The following is a 14,342-nucleotide window of genomic DNA, read 5'->3' as shown; positions in this document are numbered from 1 at the left end:
GATGGTTGCTGAACGCTGAAAAGCAAAAAGCCAGCGCGTAAGCAGGCTTTTTAAATTACCGCACGCACAGCGGCTCGGGCAGTTGATCGTCGCGGCGTGTCATGGGAGATCGGGCTTTCCGTCTGGCCCTACCCCTTATGGCGGTGTGTCTGTGTCGCATCATACGCAGGCAGGAACGCCTCGATTGCGGCGTCAACCGCTTCCCGGCGGGTTTCTTCGGCAGGCTGCTGATCCAATCCCCACAACTGGCGTTCGACCAGGCCTGCCTCGCACAATGCCTTGAAATACAGTCCGGTTCGACGCAACTCGGCCTGGCGTAACAACCCGCGTTGCATCAGGTTGTCGAGCACGTTGCAGATCGAGATCAGTGTCTGGCGTGGGCCATTCTCGTAGAAAATGCGGCTCAACTGCGGGTAACGTCCAGCCTCACCGATGACTAAGCGGTTCAGGTTGATGACTTCTGGCCGAGTGACAAGGTCCAGATAGGCCATGCCCAGGCGCTGCAAGGTCGCTTGTAGTCCATCCTCCCTGGATGTTTCCAACGTCTCGATAACACCTTTCCCTGCCTCCGCAGCGAAAGCTCCGAACAATTCATCCTTGTTCGGGAAGTAGCTGTAAAGCGTGACTTTGGACGCGCCAGCCTCGGCGGCAATCGCTTCCATCGTTACTGTACCAAACCCATGTTCGATGAACAGTTTGCCCGCCGCCTGCACGAAGCTCAGGCGGCGGGCCTCAGTTTTCCTACGCATTTGCAGATCCTGTCTCAGTGGATTTTTAGGTAATGGTAGCCCAAAAATGAACGACATCGTACAAATATATTGACCGCACGACGCCTTGCGCTTAAATTGAACGAAGTCGTTCAATTATAGGTGTTGCGATCGTGGTCAAATCCGCCCTCCATCTCCCCTCACCTCAAGAAAAGGCTCCCATCGCTTTGCTTGAGCCTCCTATTGAAAAAAGGATCAATGGAAAGGAGCGTCCAGGGGAGAAGCCAGCACTCTTCTCGTTGCGAACCACCCTTGCCGCGCTGCTGGCACTAACCGTCGCCAACGCCCTGGGGATAGATCATCCCTGGTGGGCTGCGATGACGGTCTGGCTGGTCGCCCAGCCGACACGCGGCCTTCTGCTCGAACGGGCCTTTGCACGTATGGTCGGCTCTGCTGTCGGGGCAGCAACCGGCGCTGTGATCTTGCTTGAGCTGGGCGGGCAGCCCATCCCTTCGTTGTTCGCGCTCGCGCTCTGGCTGATGCTGTGTGCGGGACCTGGCAGCTTGTTTCGCCACTTCCGCAACTATGGCTTCGTGCTGGCTGGCTACACCGCCGCGATCGTTGTGCTGTTCGGCCTGGGCGATGGCATACACGATGGGCATATGGCGAGGGATCGCGTCATATGCACGATGCTTGGCATCGTTTGCTCTGCACTGGCGTCGATCTATGGCGTCCCGAAAGGGCGCAGCGAATATGTAGCCGAGTGTGTGGATGGATTGATGCAGCGGTGCCTGGATCGGGTGGAACAGTACCTGCGGTATGGCAGCTCTTTCCCTTCGGCACAGACTCTCATTGCCAACATCGCGGCCCTGGAGCGCAGCGTGGACAACGACGCCGCAGGATCGCTGCGCGGACGCTGGAAGGCGTCTGAAGTACGGCAAATCTCTGGCCTGTTGCTGGAATTGATCGCGCTGACGCCCGAAGACGGGAACACACGGAACATTCCGGCATCCGGCAATGCATCCGTCGAAGAACGGGTCACTCATCTTTCCAGGTTTTGCCAACTTCTGACTGGCTCGCAGCTATCGGCTACACAGTCAAGTGTTGTGCCTCTGGCATCGGTGCTCGATGAACTGTCGGAGGTCTTGCACCAGCCCGGTACAGGATGGTCGCAGGCGGCATTTCGCGGTTTCGATCTGCGCTCAGCGTTACGGTCCGCCGCACGCCCCGTCATAGCGTTGATGCTTACCGCTGCGTTCTGGCGGTTCTCCGGCTGGCAGGCTGGTGCCATGATGGTAATGACGGCGACCCTCTTTGCATCGCTGTTTTCGGCGCATGAGCGAGGGAATGAAGCTCTGGTTCATGTCCTGATCGGTTCAACGATCGGTGCGCCTGTCGGCACCCTGGTCCATTTGTTCCTGTTGCCACAGGTTGAGGATTTCCGGGGCGTCCTGATCTGCTTAGCGCCTTTCCTGGCGCTGGGTGCCTGGCTGATGCGTCGTCCGTCCACAGCCAGGATGGCGATCGACATGAATATGACGTTCCTGCTGACTGCCCAGCCGGGGAGCCATTACCTGGGTGTCGCCGAAGCACTGAACCAGTTGGCCGCCATCGTCCTTGGCGTGCTGGCAGCCGCAGCTACATATTGGTTGTTCTTACCCTCCACGCCGGAGGTACATCGTCGCAAGCTCGCCCAGCGCATCGCGGCATTGGCCGAAGTGGCGAGCCGGGCACCGACCGCATCGGCGTTGATAAAAACTCATCGTGCTCAGCGCGTTGCGCTTACGCGATTGCTCTACTTCTGCAATCCGTCGGAAAGGATGTTTACCCTGGCCCAGGAGTGCCTGGTCAAGTCGCGCCTCTTGCTCGTCCAGCGCACGCGCGGCACCGATGCAAATTCGTCCATTGTTTCCCCAACCGTGACCGCAGGTGAAGCCCTTCGCCATGCGAGCGCCGAGTTGAACGCATGTGTTGCCTTCCCATCAACCGCAGACAGGAACTCCCTATGAATCAGACCCTCACCCCTACCGCATTCACCGGCCAATACATTGCGGGCCAATGGCGCTCTGGCAGTGCCGGGACTGTCCTGCAAGACCGCAATCCCTACGACCAGTCGATCCTGACCGAGATCGTCCTGGCGACGCGGGCGGACCTGGACAGTGCCTATGTCGCTGCCGCGAATATGCAATATGAATGGGCAAGGACACTGCCCTCAGAGCGTGCCGCCGTGTTTTACCGGGCCGTCGAAATCATCGACGCACGTCACGCCGAGATCGTCGATTGGCTGATCGCCGAGTCGGGCAGTACCCGGTTGAAGGCGGAAATGGAGTGGAGCTCGGTTCGGGCCGCGACCCTGGCCGCAGCTGCCATGCCCTATCGGATAGCAGGCAGCATTCTTCCTGTGGATGTGCCAGGCAAGGAGAGCCGGGTGTACCGCCGTCCGCTGGGTGTTGTCGGCGTGATTAGCCCCTGGAACTGGCCGTTGCACCTGTCCAATCGCTCGGTGGCGCCAGCGCTGGCCCTGGGCAACAGCGTCGTGCTCAAACCTGCGGAGGATACCCCGATCACCGGCGGTCTGCTGCTGGCAAGCATCTACGAGGAGGCGGGTCTGCCGCCGGGGGTGCTCAATGTTGTCATTGGTGAAATCAGCGAGATAGGCGACGCCTTCACTCTCCATCCAATCCCGAAATTCATCTCCTTTACCGGCTCGACCCGCGTGGGCCGTCGCATCGGGGAGTTGGCTGTTACAGGCCCAACGCTCAAGCGCGTCGGTCTGGAACTGGGTGGTAATGCGCCGTTCGTGGTGCTCGATGACGCGAATCTGGAACGTGCGGTGGACGCTGCAATCGTTGGCCGTTTCCTGCACCAGGGCCAAATCTGCATGAGCAGCAATCGCATCATCGTTGAAGCTGGAATCTACCCGCGATTCGTGGACGCCTTCGTTGAGCGAGCCCGCAACTTGAAGGTCGGCGATCCGAGGCAGGCTGATACGGTGATCGGCCCCTTGATTAACCAAAAGCAGCTCGATGGCGCCCTTGCGCGCCTGAAAGCAGCAAAAGACGCTGGCATCCGTCAGCTGCTGGGTGCGCCCCATGAAGGGTTGTTACTACCGCCTCAGGTCTTCGCCGACGTACCCAACGATTCGGATCTGGCGCAGACCGAACAGTTCGCGCCCATCGCGCCGCTGATCCGTGCCGTGCACGAGGAGGACGCGCTGCGTATTGCCAATGCCACCGAGTTCGGGCTTTCGAGCGCGGTGTTCACCAGCAACGAAGCCCGTGGCGTGCGCTTCGCGCAGGGGATCGACGCTGGCATGACCCACATTAACGACATTACCCCCAATGACGAGGCCAACGTGATGTTCGGCGGAGAAAAGAACAGCGGAATCGGCCGCTTCAACAGCGACTGGATCATCGCAGAACTCACCACCGACCACTGGGTCAGCGTGCAGCAAGAACCACGTACCTATCCGTTCTGAATGGTTCCATGGCGCAGTTGTCTTCCTCTGCACCATGGATAGCACCGAGGAAGACAACCCATCAATGTGGCGCTTGCGAGCGCAGTTTTGTAGGCAAGAAAACAACAGAGGTATTTGCCATGTGGACTAAAAATAACCCTTTCCTGCGAGGTCCGTACGAGCCGCTCTACACCGAGTATAAGGTCAACGAACTGCATGTCGAGGGAAGTATCCCCAGGGAACTAAAAGGCACGTTGTACCGGGTTGCCAGCAACCAACAATTCGAGCCTCTCAATCCCGACAAATTCCATTGGTTCGATGGCGACGGCATGGTTCATGCGTTCCGGTTGGAGGATGGTAAAGCCAGCTACAGCAACCGGTTTGTCGAAACTGAAGGCCTCAAGGTCGAGCGCGGAGCGGGCAAGGCGCTCTACAACGGGATCATGGGTTATAGCAATACACCACAGCCACTGCTGCCAGAAGGTGCTCCCAGGATCAAAGCCACGGCAAATATCAACGTGATTCGGCTGGGCGACAAACTTCTCGCCATGCACGAGGTCGAGCATCACTATTGGGAATTAGACCCGGTGACGCTCGAAACGCTTGGCACGTTCAATTTCAATGGACAAGTCGAAGGCATGCTCACTGCCCATCCGCATTTCGATTCGGTGACGAAGGAATGGATCTTCTATGCCCTGGATAACGAAAATCACTTTGTAGAGTGCTTCTCGACCGACGTGGATGGCACTATCACGGCCAGACACCGTGTCCCCTTGTCGTTCACGCCGTGGAATCACGACGTCATTTTCACCAGGCAGCACTACATCTTCTTCTTCGGTCTGATCAGTTGGCGGCCATGGTCGGGCGAGCTGATCCAGAAGGGGAAGAGTTCGTGGTTCGTCGCCCCTGACCAGGATCGCAATGCACGTATCCTGTTCGTCGATCGCAAGACCGGCGAAGCAATCTGGCTGCATCCGGAAAACTCGGAATACATGATCGGCCACTTCCTCAATGCTTATCAGGATGAGGGAGATACGATTATCGACGCCAGCACCACGCCGGTGTCTAACGCGATTCTGCAGTTCAATCCTTCGGACTACTATCCGTTCCCTCTGGTAGACGGCCCATCGGCATTCGAGCAACCGCAGCTGTGGCGCTTTGTGATCAACCTCAGGCAGGGCACGGTAAGGCACCACCGGATCGGTGATTTCTCTGCCGAATTCGTACGCCCTAACGAGACCATCCTGGGCTCCCCCCACCGCTACGGTTATATGGCTGGCGTCCATGACCCGAAGCCTGAATCGCGCGGGTTCAACTGTCTGATCAAGCACGACTATCAGACCGGGACGACCGAGTTCCAGCACGTCACCCGCGAGCTCGACCTGGTTGTAGGAGAACCGATCTTCGTGCCGCATCCGGAGGCGAAGGAGGAAGACCACGGATGGATTCTCGCCGTGTGGTATCACCCGCTCAGGAATGCCAGCGAGTTGGTCATCCTCGATGCGACGGACTTTTCCGGTAAACCGGTGGCCCGCATCAAGCTGGACCACCATGTCCCGCAGGGATTCCACGGAAACTGGATCGCCGACCGATAACTGGCTGGCAACGAAGGGGCAGCAAAATCGCTGTCCCTTTGTGCTTCGTGAGAATCATGCTTCATCAAACTCAGGGCCATCAGATGAAAAGGAGCGTGCCCATGATTGCATACCAGGCTTCACTCGCAATCGGCCTGCGGGTCGGTGACCGGCTCCCCGTTGACTTGAAGAGGAAAACGCCCGCCTCAGAAGCTGCTCGCCGAAGCCATGCTGGATATCACCGCCGCTTTCACGATGAAAGCCTGAATGAGCATTGGTTCAGCGATATTGTTCACGCCAGGAATATCATTAATGACTCGCCCACATTCAGCACTGAATTATCAGACGCCGTCAGAGTTTGCGGTACAGTGGCGAAACGGGAAATTAGGCAGTAATAGAGCAGATATTACTAATTGATCGTTGTATCTGATACTGGGATCTGGTCATGGGATGAGTAAAAAAATAACCAATAAATTCCATGATATTTCTCGTCATAGCCTCACCATCAATGTTTATTAACAAATAATTATCATTGGTTTTTACATATGGAACGTAGTTTGTTTCAGTCATGATAGTTTTCCATTCAGCCATAATGGCGTGCAGAAATGAGCGCTCACATCCGGCCTTCCCACATAACATCATGATAAATATATAAATTTATTAATTAATCTCAAGTGAAGATAAAACTTCACCCTCTGCATGGCTGGAATAACGAATAATATGGCTGAAATTAATAATGCGGACGGTCTTCTGGCCCTTTAAATTACTATCTCTTAAATGCTTATGATTATCATTATCACATGTGGTGATTTTTCAAGGGCTCTTGGGTTTGAAAAAATAAAAAAATTGGGGAGATAGTATGAGGAAATACAGAATTTCACCTATTAGTATAAGTTTGATATGTCTGGTTACACCGCTTTCTTTTTTCGTTAACGCTACAGATAATGATAATACAATTATTGTCTCAGCAAATGCCAATGGACAAGCCAGTAGTACAGAACAAGCACCGGCATCAGTTACCTCAATTTCCCAAAATCAATTAGAAAAGAAACCGTATCGTGATATTGCGGATATGCTCCAGGGGATTCCGGGTGTTACGACAACCGTCGGTGGAGACCATAAAGAAATAAATATACGAGGTATGGGTTCTGCATATACGCTCTATCTGATCGACGGAATGAGAATTGACTCCAGAGATAGCAGTCGATTATTTGATGGTTCTGGTCAGATGAATGCCTGGATTCCTCCTGTTTCTGCTATTGATCATATAGAGGTTATTAGGGGGCCGATGTCATCGCTTTATGGTTCTGATGCCATTGGTGGCGTAATTAATATTATTACAAAGAAAAATGCAAAAAAATGGCAGGGTAGCATCGGAAGTAATTTGACTGTGCAGGAACATAGTGATTCCGGTGATATTTTTCAGAATGATTTTTTTGTTACAGGACCATTGGTAGATAATATCCTTTCAATGCAAGCCTATGGTAGTTATTCAAAGCGTGATGAAGACGAAATTTATAATGGATATCGTGGCAGCAAAAGAGAAAACGTGACAGGGAAAGTTACCTATACTCCTACCGATGAACAAGAGATTTCGCTCACTGCTAACCATACACAGCAGGATATTAGTCAGATGGTTGGAAAATCCATCAGTCCGGAGTGTACATATTACTCTGGCTGCCCTTCTGATTTTCGTAAAAAAGCAGAGGTAAATCGGTTCTCTGTCAATCATGTGGGCTACTGGGCTATTGGTAAGACTGACTCTTACATTCAGAGTGAAGATTACTCTATTAACTCACAAGATATTGATTTGAAGAATATTAATATGCGTTCTTCACTCTCCTCAAATATAGGGAGTCATATTCTTACGTTTGGTGGTGAGCTAAGCATTAAGAAATTACATGACGGTTATTCAAACCAGATTTCTGATTTAACGAATCTAAAACGGACAGAAAAATCTCTCTTTCTCGAAGATTCATGGATGACAACCGAAGACTTTACTCTGACAACCGGGGTAAGACTGGATCACGATAATCAATTTGGTGATCACTGGAGCCCACGTATGTATGGCGTGTGGAATGTAGCTTCGGACTGGACAGTAAAAGGAGGGGTAAGCAGTGGTTTTAAAGCCCCAGGAATCACTGAAACAGATCCACATTTTGGTTCAGTTTCCTATGCAGGTGATGTTTATGGTAATCCTAACCTTAAACCTGAAAAATCAATCACGCAGGAACTTGGTCTCTTATACAACAACGATGAGGGATTATCTGGTGGTGTGACATTATTTAATAATCAATTTAAAGATAAAATAACAACAACTGCGTGCCCGTCTACCCAATGCGATCCTGTTCCCAACCCATATGGGGCATATCCGCTAACATATGATAATGTAGGGAAAGCGGTTACGAGAGGGGTTGAGGCTGATCTTAATTTTCCTGTAAATGATAAAGTAACCGTTGAAAATAATTATACATATACATATTCACAACAAAAATCAGGTGAGTATAAAGGAAAACCGCTGACGAAACTTCCCAAACATCAGTTTACCAGCACGATAAATTATGAGTTAAATGAATCATTTAAAACCTGGCTTACAGTGAACTTCCGCGGAAAAGATAGTGATAATGTGGGTGGAACTGAGCAGGCAATATTACCAATCAGAGCCCCATCTTTTGCATTATTCGATTTTGGTACAGATTATAGTGTGAATAAAAATATAGATGTCAAAGCTGGCATCTCGAACCTGTTGGATAAGAAAATCAGATATGATAATTACGGATATACTGAGGATGGAAGACGCTTCTGGGTTGCAGTAAACTACGCCTTCTGATGGTGAAAGAGGGTTAATAACCCTCTTTTAAATTAAATTCTGAAAGAATTATTATTTCTAATGTTAGCATCCTGGAATTCCTTATAGTAGCTTAATGGTGGTTTACCCAAAACTTTTTTGAACATAGTTACAAAACCACTGGTATTTTCATATCCTAAATCAAGAGCAATTGTGGTTATACTATCGCCCTGTGAAATCCTTTGGAGCGCAATGACAATGTGGAGTTGCTGTTTCCATCTGCCAAAGCTCATTCCCAGTTCCTGATGGACAAGTCGGGTAAAACTTCTTTCGCTCATATTAATTTTATTTGCCCAATCTTTGAGTTTTAAGTTATCCCCTGGATTTTTTATTAACATATTGGCTAAAGAATAGAGGCGAGATTCAGAAGGCATAGGAAGGCTCACATCCATTTTTGATGATATTTTTATCTGATCAACCAAAATATCAATAATTTTTTGCTCTGACGGTTTTATTAGTTCGTGATTAAACCCGGATGCATATATTATTAACTCACGTAAAAGTGGAGAGACAGATAATGTGCTACATTCGGAAGGTAATCCCTTAATTAAGCTGGTATCTATAAAAATACAATAACAATCTGTATTACCACTCCCTCTTGTCGAATGGAGGACATTAGTAGGTATCCATATTGCACATTGAGGCGGGATCAATCTGATACAGTTTTTCACTTCGCAAATCATCGTACCTTTGACTGAAAAAATAAGCTGTGCTTCGGGATGTTTGTGTGGTTTCAATTCCCAGTCATCAGAGATACTCTCTGATTTCATTGAGAAGACAGGTAATAAAGGATTTATGAATTCTGAGGGTGTATGGTCTAACGTTCTCAATGGAATTGTCTCCACCAATGGGCACTGTCTGGAATACAGATATTATGCCATTTGTTTTAATATCGGGCCAGTAAAAAAGGTGTTTTTATATTTTAAATCTTAACTAAATGAGATAGTACTTAATCACTGGAAAGTCTCTTGTTATTCATGTCAGATGCATCAGTATCATTTTGTATTTTTATTATGGAGATGATTTTTAAAATCTGTGCACGCTGTGCATTCTTACTTATATTTGGCCGAGAAAGATAAAGACCTGGCTTGATTATAAAGTTATTATTACTACCTCTAATATATGATGTGTGATTTTTTAGTCGTTATGTAACTCAAGCGTTAGTCTTGTCGGTATACATTTCTTTTTAGGGTGAATATTTATGACTGATTTCTTCTATGATCTGCTTATCTGGATTGAAAATAATCTACACACCAATCTTAAAATAGAAAACATTTCAATTAAATCAGGTTACAGTAAATGGCATCTCCAGAGAATGTTTCATAAATATTTTGGAATAAGTCTTGGAAGATACATTCGAAACAGGAAAATTACGAATGCAGCCCTCCTTATAAAAATGAGTCAGCTCCCGATGGTAGAAATTTGTGTTGAAAGTGGTTTTAGTTCCCAGCAAACATTCGCTCGTTTTTTTAAGAAGTACTATGGCGTAACCCCTGGTTACTACCGTAAGACTCGATTTATATCCAGCTCTTTTTTTCAGAGAAACCTCGCCATGTCCTGGAACTTAACAGTTAAACATGAGAATATTATATTTGAGCATAATATTGTTTCTTCTATTCATGATAGAAGAAATAATTATAAAGAAGAAAAGCAAGAGTTTGTCCTTTCACAAAGAAATGAAAGCATTGAGTCTCTTTTCTATAAAAGACTAACTCGTTTCATTTTAGATTTATACGAAAAAAAATTCGTAATTTCTTCCTGCAGTGAATCCAACCATTTGACTATAACTGCTGAGTTCAAGAAAACGTTGTCAATAAAAGACCCTGTAATTTTTTTTACTGCCAGAGATGCTACGCTCTCTTCGGTTGTTACATATAATGAATTTATAAGATTTTATTATGAGGGGTACATATCTGATTTAGAAAAATTTATAAATTATGTATATTTTAATTATATGATAGAGAACAAAATAAAAAGAAGAGACTCTGATCCTGATCTTTTTTCTGGTTGTTTTTTTGAGAAAGATAATAAAGGTATTTTAAAAGGATATTATTATATCCCTTTACCAGATACGTGTCATTCAGATGATGATAAATAAATATTATTCTTTTCTTCTACGACTTGCTCGTTTTTATATGAAAGTGATAATGATTGTAACCTACAAAGGCAGGCCAGAAGTAAGCCAAATATTTTTATTTCATCGTGTCAATTAATCTATATGTTAGACGTCCATTATATTCATTCCAGCGTCGTTCAAGAATTCCTGCAGTATAGAGATCTCTTGTGACTCGATAAATTACACTCAGCGCAATTTTATGACTTTCTTTCATGAGGGAATATATTTCGGTAACCTGGAGAAATTTATTCTTGTTATTTTCCATGACATTAATAACATATTGCCTTGGTACTGTTTGCCGCATGCGTTTTCTGGTTAACATCATTAATTTTCCTGTTCTTGTTCTTTCACATAAGGGGCGAATTTAGCTAAGGTGAAAATGCATTAATCTTGTTGTTTTATATTGTTAAGTAAATTATTGGCTTTGACTATTGCATTTTCCTTATCAGAAACGATTAGCATAGGATATCCCCAAAACTTTGAAAATGCTTTCGCAAAGCCTTTTAATATAATGCTTTGTTTGTTTTCTGGTACTATTTGAATTTGCGCGATTATATATTTTTTCACATTGGCTTTGTTTTTCTTAAGCCATAATGCCAATTTCATTTTTTCTTCTTTCGAATGTTCGTGTTGTTCTTCATCCTCAAATTCTGTCGCACTTATTATGACAAAAGGTATTTTCTTGCCTAAAATTTTTTCTAGCTGAATAAAACTGTTATCGTAAGCTTCGCTTTGAGAACTGCGGTTCTCCATTTGGTCGACTTGTATCAGCCATACGAGAGGGAACTCCGATTCATCAATACGTAACATTTTTCTTGCCCTTTAGAAGTAAACCTAATGAGATAGATTATCATTTCCTTTATTTGTAATATTATAAATTCCAGCCATCATGTTACATGATCCGGCCTTATCAATTGAAAAAGACAGTACACGTTCTTGTGGGTACTGCACTGATTTCATTATGAGTATTTAGTGATTACTGATACAGACCGTGTGAATCAGAGGCTTTAAAAGGCTTACGAGAAGGTTTGAAATTACGGAGCAACTGTCTGCACGCGCGGCGCGCGGTAAACGCCAAAAAGCAAAAAGCCTGCTCGAAAGCAGGCTTCTTAAATATGGCTCCTCTGACTGGACTCGAACCAGTGACATACGGATTAACAGTCCGCCGTTCTACCGACTGAACTACAGAGGAATCGTGTGAACGGGGCGAATATTAACGACGCCCCTGACCCTTGTCAAAGCCTGATTTGCCTTTTTCGGCGCGTTTGCCGAATTATTCTCCAGGTTGTGCAGAAATGGCTCTTTTCTGCGGCTTTGGATACTTCCACAACCACCTGCCGCTCGCCATGCGCCAGTAGAAGAAAACGCCGCGTACCGCCCAGTCGAGGAACATCCCGAGCCAGACGCCAATCACGCCCATACCGAGCATGACCCCCAGCGTATACCCTGCCACCACCCGGCAACCCCACATTCCAAGCATGGAAACCCACATGGCGAAACGGGCGTCGCGCGCGCCTTTCAGACCCGCAGGCAGCACCCATGATGCCGCCCAAATCGGCATAAACGCCGCATTAAGCCACAGAAGTACCTTAACCACCTCTTTTACGTCCTCTTCCTGGGTATAAAAGGAAGCAAACAGCCCGGCAAAAGGCGCAGTACCCCAGGCAATTGCTGTCAGCAACAGCGTCGAAAGCCAGAAGACATGGCGTAGCTGGCGTTCTGCCTGGCCGATCTGACCTTTACCGAGGCGCTTACCGGTAATAATGGTAGACGCAGAGCCCAGCGCGTTCCCCGGCAGGTTAATCAGTGCAGCCACGGAGAAGGCAATAAAATTACCGGCGATGACGTTGGTACCCATACCCGCGACAAACATTTGCGTTAACAGCTTGCCGCCGTTAAACAGCACCGACTCGATACTGGCCGGAATGCCGATCCCCATCACTTCCCAGATAATAGAGAAGTTGAGTTTTTCGAAGTAGCTTTTCAGCGAGATCCGCAGCGCCGGATTAAAACCAATCATCAGCACCCAGATAATCGCCACCGCGCCAATATAGCGGGAAATAGTCAACCCCAGCCCTGCACCGGCAAAACCCATGCCTTTCCAGCCCCAAAGGCCATAAATCAGGATGCTGCTGATAATGATGTTGAGGATATTCATCCCGCCATTAATCAACAGCGGGATTTTGGTATTGCCCGCGCCGCGCAGCGCGCCGCTGCCAATCAGGGCAATGGCCGCCGCCGGGTAGCTGATGACGGTGAGTTCAAGGTAGGTCAGCGCCAGCGCTTTAACTTCCGCCGTCGCCGCACCGGCGATAAAGTCGATGATTTGCGTGCCAAAGTAGTGGATCACCGCCGCCAGTACAATGGCAAACAACGTCATGATCACCAGCGACTGCCGCGTTGCCGCCCTCGCCCGCTCACCATCCAGTTTGCCGAGGCTGAAGGCCACGACCACCGTCGTCCCTAAATCAATGGCGGCAAAAAAAGACATCACCACCATATTGAAGCTGTCCGCCAGGCCGACGCCCGCCATCGCTTCTTTACCCAGCCAGCTCACCAGAAACGTGCTGAGCACACCCATCATCAAAACACAGGTGTTTTCCAGGAAGATCGGTACGGCAAGGGGGGTAATTTCTCGCCAGAATAATACACGGTAACTTTTACGTTTTCTGTACCAGGGCGTACGCATGACGGCCTGGCGTAAGGGAGTGACGAGGTTCAAAATGGTCCTTAGCCGCGAAAGGTGAAATCACATTTCAAATGATGAGGGAGAAACCCTGATCCTGCAAAGTATTTACACCGAAATCGGTGTTTATTAGATCAAATTGTCGATGGATTCAGCAGTCAGGTTGCCATCGCTAAAATGAGGTTTGACAAAAGATTTTTCGCCGCTAAGATAAGCCTCCACACGATTCCTCTGTAGTTCAGTCGGTAGAACGGCGGACTGTTAATCCGTATGTCACTGGTTCGAGTCCAGTCAGAGGAGCCATATTTAAGAAGCCTGCTTTCGAGCAGGCTTTTTGCTTTTTGGCGTTTACCGCGCACCGCGCGTGCAGACAGTTGCGAACCTCATCACAAAACCGTATTTTGAATACTCTTCGCCCGCTGGGTATTTATCGCCTTGATTGTTGAGGGAAAATGGAATCGTTATTTGTCTACGGCACGCTGCGTCCCGGCTGTTCTAATGCGCATATCCTGGAAAACATCGGCGGTGAATGGCTGCCGGGCCACGTCACCGGTACGTTTTACGCGCGTGGCTGGGGAGCCGCTGCCGATTTTCCAGGCATCGTACTGGATGAAAACGGCGCACAGGTGCACGGTTACCTGTTTCTGTCCGACAACCTTGCTGCGCACTGGCCGATGCTGGATGAATTTGAAGAGGGCTACGACCGCGTTTTAGTCGAGGTCACTACCGCTGAGGGCAAACGCGTCAGCGCGTGGATTTACCAGCTACTGCCACGAGCCGAATAGCCTGGTACCCGCACAGAGCCGTATCAGCGGCTCTGAACTATCCGGCGGGCTGAAAGACATCTCCCATTTTTACACCGCTATGCAGGAATGGGCAGCCGGATTTGACGCGCCGCCAGAGTGCCGTCAAATATACGCAACTCTACGGCGCGTTTGCGGGCAAAGAGATAAC

Annotated in this window: 13 protein-coding genes and 2 tRNA genes; 8 read left to right on the top strand and 7 right to left on the bottom strand. The window is 48.5% G+C overall.

Going from position 1 to position 14,342, the window contains the following annotated elements:
• Positions 1-128 precede the first annotated feature (128 nt).
• Positions 129-749: a TetR/AcrR family transcriptional regulator gene (locus CWM66_RS09930; RefSeq protein WP_107146597.1), complete on the bottom strand. Its 621-nt coding sequence runs from the start codon at positions 747-749 to the stop codon at positions 129-131.
• Between the two features lie 131 nt (positions 750-880).
• Between CWM66_RS09930 and CWM66_RS09925 the strand changes: the two genes are divergently transcribed.
• The 5 genes from CWM66_RS09925 (at position 881) to CWM66_RS09905 (ending at position 8,568) form a co-directional block, all read left to right on the top strand.
• Entirely contained in the window at positions 881-2,716 is a 1,836-nt protein-coding gene (locus tag CWM66_RS09925; RefSeq protein WP_107146596.1) for an FUSC family protein, read from the top strand.
• The gene (locus CWM66_RS09920) at positions 2,713-4,185 is read left to right on the top strand and encodes an aldehyde dehydrogenase family protein (protein WP_035942197.1); all 1,473 of its coding nucleotides are present in this window, start codon (positions 2,713-2,715) and stop codon (positions 4,183-4,185) included. The genes CWM66_RS09925 and CWM66_RS09920 overlap by 4 nt, the downstream gene beginning before the upstream one ends.
• 119 nt (positions 4,186-4,304) lie before the next feature.
• Complete coding sequence (locus tag CWM66_RS09915) at positions 4,305-5,759, top strand: carotenoid oxygenase family protein (RefSeq protein WP_233218379.1); 1,455 nt, start codon at positions 4,305-4,307, stop codon at positions 5,757-5,759.
• Between the two features lie 101 nt (positions 5,760-5,860).
• Positions 5,861-6,133: a hypothetical protein gene (locus tag CWM66_RS29515; RefSeq protein ID WP_369878875.1), complete on the top strand. Its 273-nt coding sequence runs from the start codon at positions 5,861-5,863 to the stop codon at positions 6,131-6,133.
• 464 nt (positions 6,134-6,597) lie between these two features.
• Positions 6,598-8,568, top strand: coding sequence for a TonB-dependent receptor domain-containing protein (locus CWM66_RS09905; protein WP_071921015.1), 1,971 nt, complete (start codon positions 6,598-6,600; stop codon positions 8,566-8,568).
• A gap of 32 nt (positions 8,569-8,600) precedes the next feature.
• Here CWM66_RS09905 and CWM66_RS09900 read toward each other — a convergent pair whose 3' ends face one another.
• Positions 8,601-9,416 carry a helix-turn-helix domain-containing protein gene (locus CWM66_RS09900; protein ID WP_107146594.1) on the bottom strand — a complete coding sequence of 272 codons (816 nt, stop codon included), beginning with the start codon at positions 9,414-9,416 and terminating at the stop codon, positions 8,601-8,603.
• A 371-nt stretch (positions 9,417-9,787) separates the two neighbouring features.
• Here CWM66_RS09900 and CWM66_RS09895 point away from each other — a divergent pair, with 371 nt between their 5' ends.
• Positions 9,788-10,684, top strand: a complete 897-nt coding sequence (locus CWM66_RS09895) for a helix-turn-helix domain-containing protein (protein ID WP_079517718.1) — start codon at positions 9,788-9,790, stop codon at positions 10,682-10,684.
• Positions 10,685-10,778: 94 nt separating this feature from the next.
• On the opposite strand, the gene CWM66_RS29510 is transcribed toward CWM66_RS09895, so the two are convergent.
• The 5 genes from CWM66_RS29510 to CWM66_RS29505 all read right to left on the bottom strand — a co-directional run bounded on the left by CWM66_RS29510 (position 10,779) and on the right by CWM66_RS29505 (position 13,610).
• Positions 10,779-11,006 carry a transcriptional repressor gene (locus CWM66_RS29510; RefSeq protein WP_227136855.1) on the bottom strand — a complete coding sequence of 76 codons (228 nt, stop codon included), beginning with the start codon at positions 11,004-11,006 and terminating at the stop codon, positions 10,779-10,781.
• Positions 11,007-11,086: 80 nt separating this feature from the next.
• Positions 11,087-11,512, bottom strand: coding sequence for a hypothetical protein (locus tag CWM66_RS09885; protein WP_051644088.1), 426 nt, complete (start codon positions 11,510-11,512; stop codon positions 11,087-11,089).
• Positions 11,513-11,818: 306 nt separating this feature from the next.
• Positions 11,819-11,894, bottom strand: a tRNA-Asn gene (locus CWM66_RS09880).
• Between the two features lie 81 nt (positions 11,895-11,975).
• Positions 11,976-13,427 carry an EmmdR/YeeO family multidrug/toxin efflux MATE transporter gene (locus CWM66_RS09875; protein WP_233218388.1) on the bottom strand — a complete coding sequence of 484 codons (1,452 nt, stop codon included), beginning with the start codon at positions 13,425-13,427 and terminating at the stop codon, positions 11,976-11,978.
• A gap of 90 nt (positions 13,428-13,517) precedes the next feature.
• Positions 13,518-13,610, bottom strand: coding sequence for a DUF5951 family protein (locus CWM66_RS29505; protein WP_222104920.1), 93 nt, complete (start codon positions 13,608-13,610; stop codon positions 13,518-13,520).
• A 5-nt stretch (positions 13,611-13,615) separates the two neighbouring features.
• On the opposite strand from CWM66_RS29505, the gene CWM66_RS09870 reads away from it, so the two are divergent.
• Positions 13,616-13,691, top strand: a tRNA-Asn gene (locus tag CWM66_RS09870).
• Between the two features lie 149 nt (positions 13,692-13,840).
• Positions 13,841-14,173 (top strand): gamma-glutamylcyclotransferase family protein, encoded by a 333-nt coding sequence (locus CWM66_RS09865; RefSeq protein ID WP_007371360.1) that lies wholly within the window; start codon positions 13,841-13,843, stop codon positions 14,171-14,173.
• Positions 14,174-14,342: the final 169 nt, after the last annotated feature.

This window comes from Kosakonia sp. H7A (assembly GCF_003028445.1).
GTDB lineage: Bacteria > Pseudomonadota > Gammaproteobacteria > Enterobacterales > Enterobacteriaceae > Kosakonia > Kosakonia radicincitans.
The sequence above is the reverse complement of the archived record's forward strand: the minus strand, read 5'-3'. Positions and strand labels throughout refer to the sequence as shown.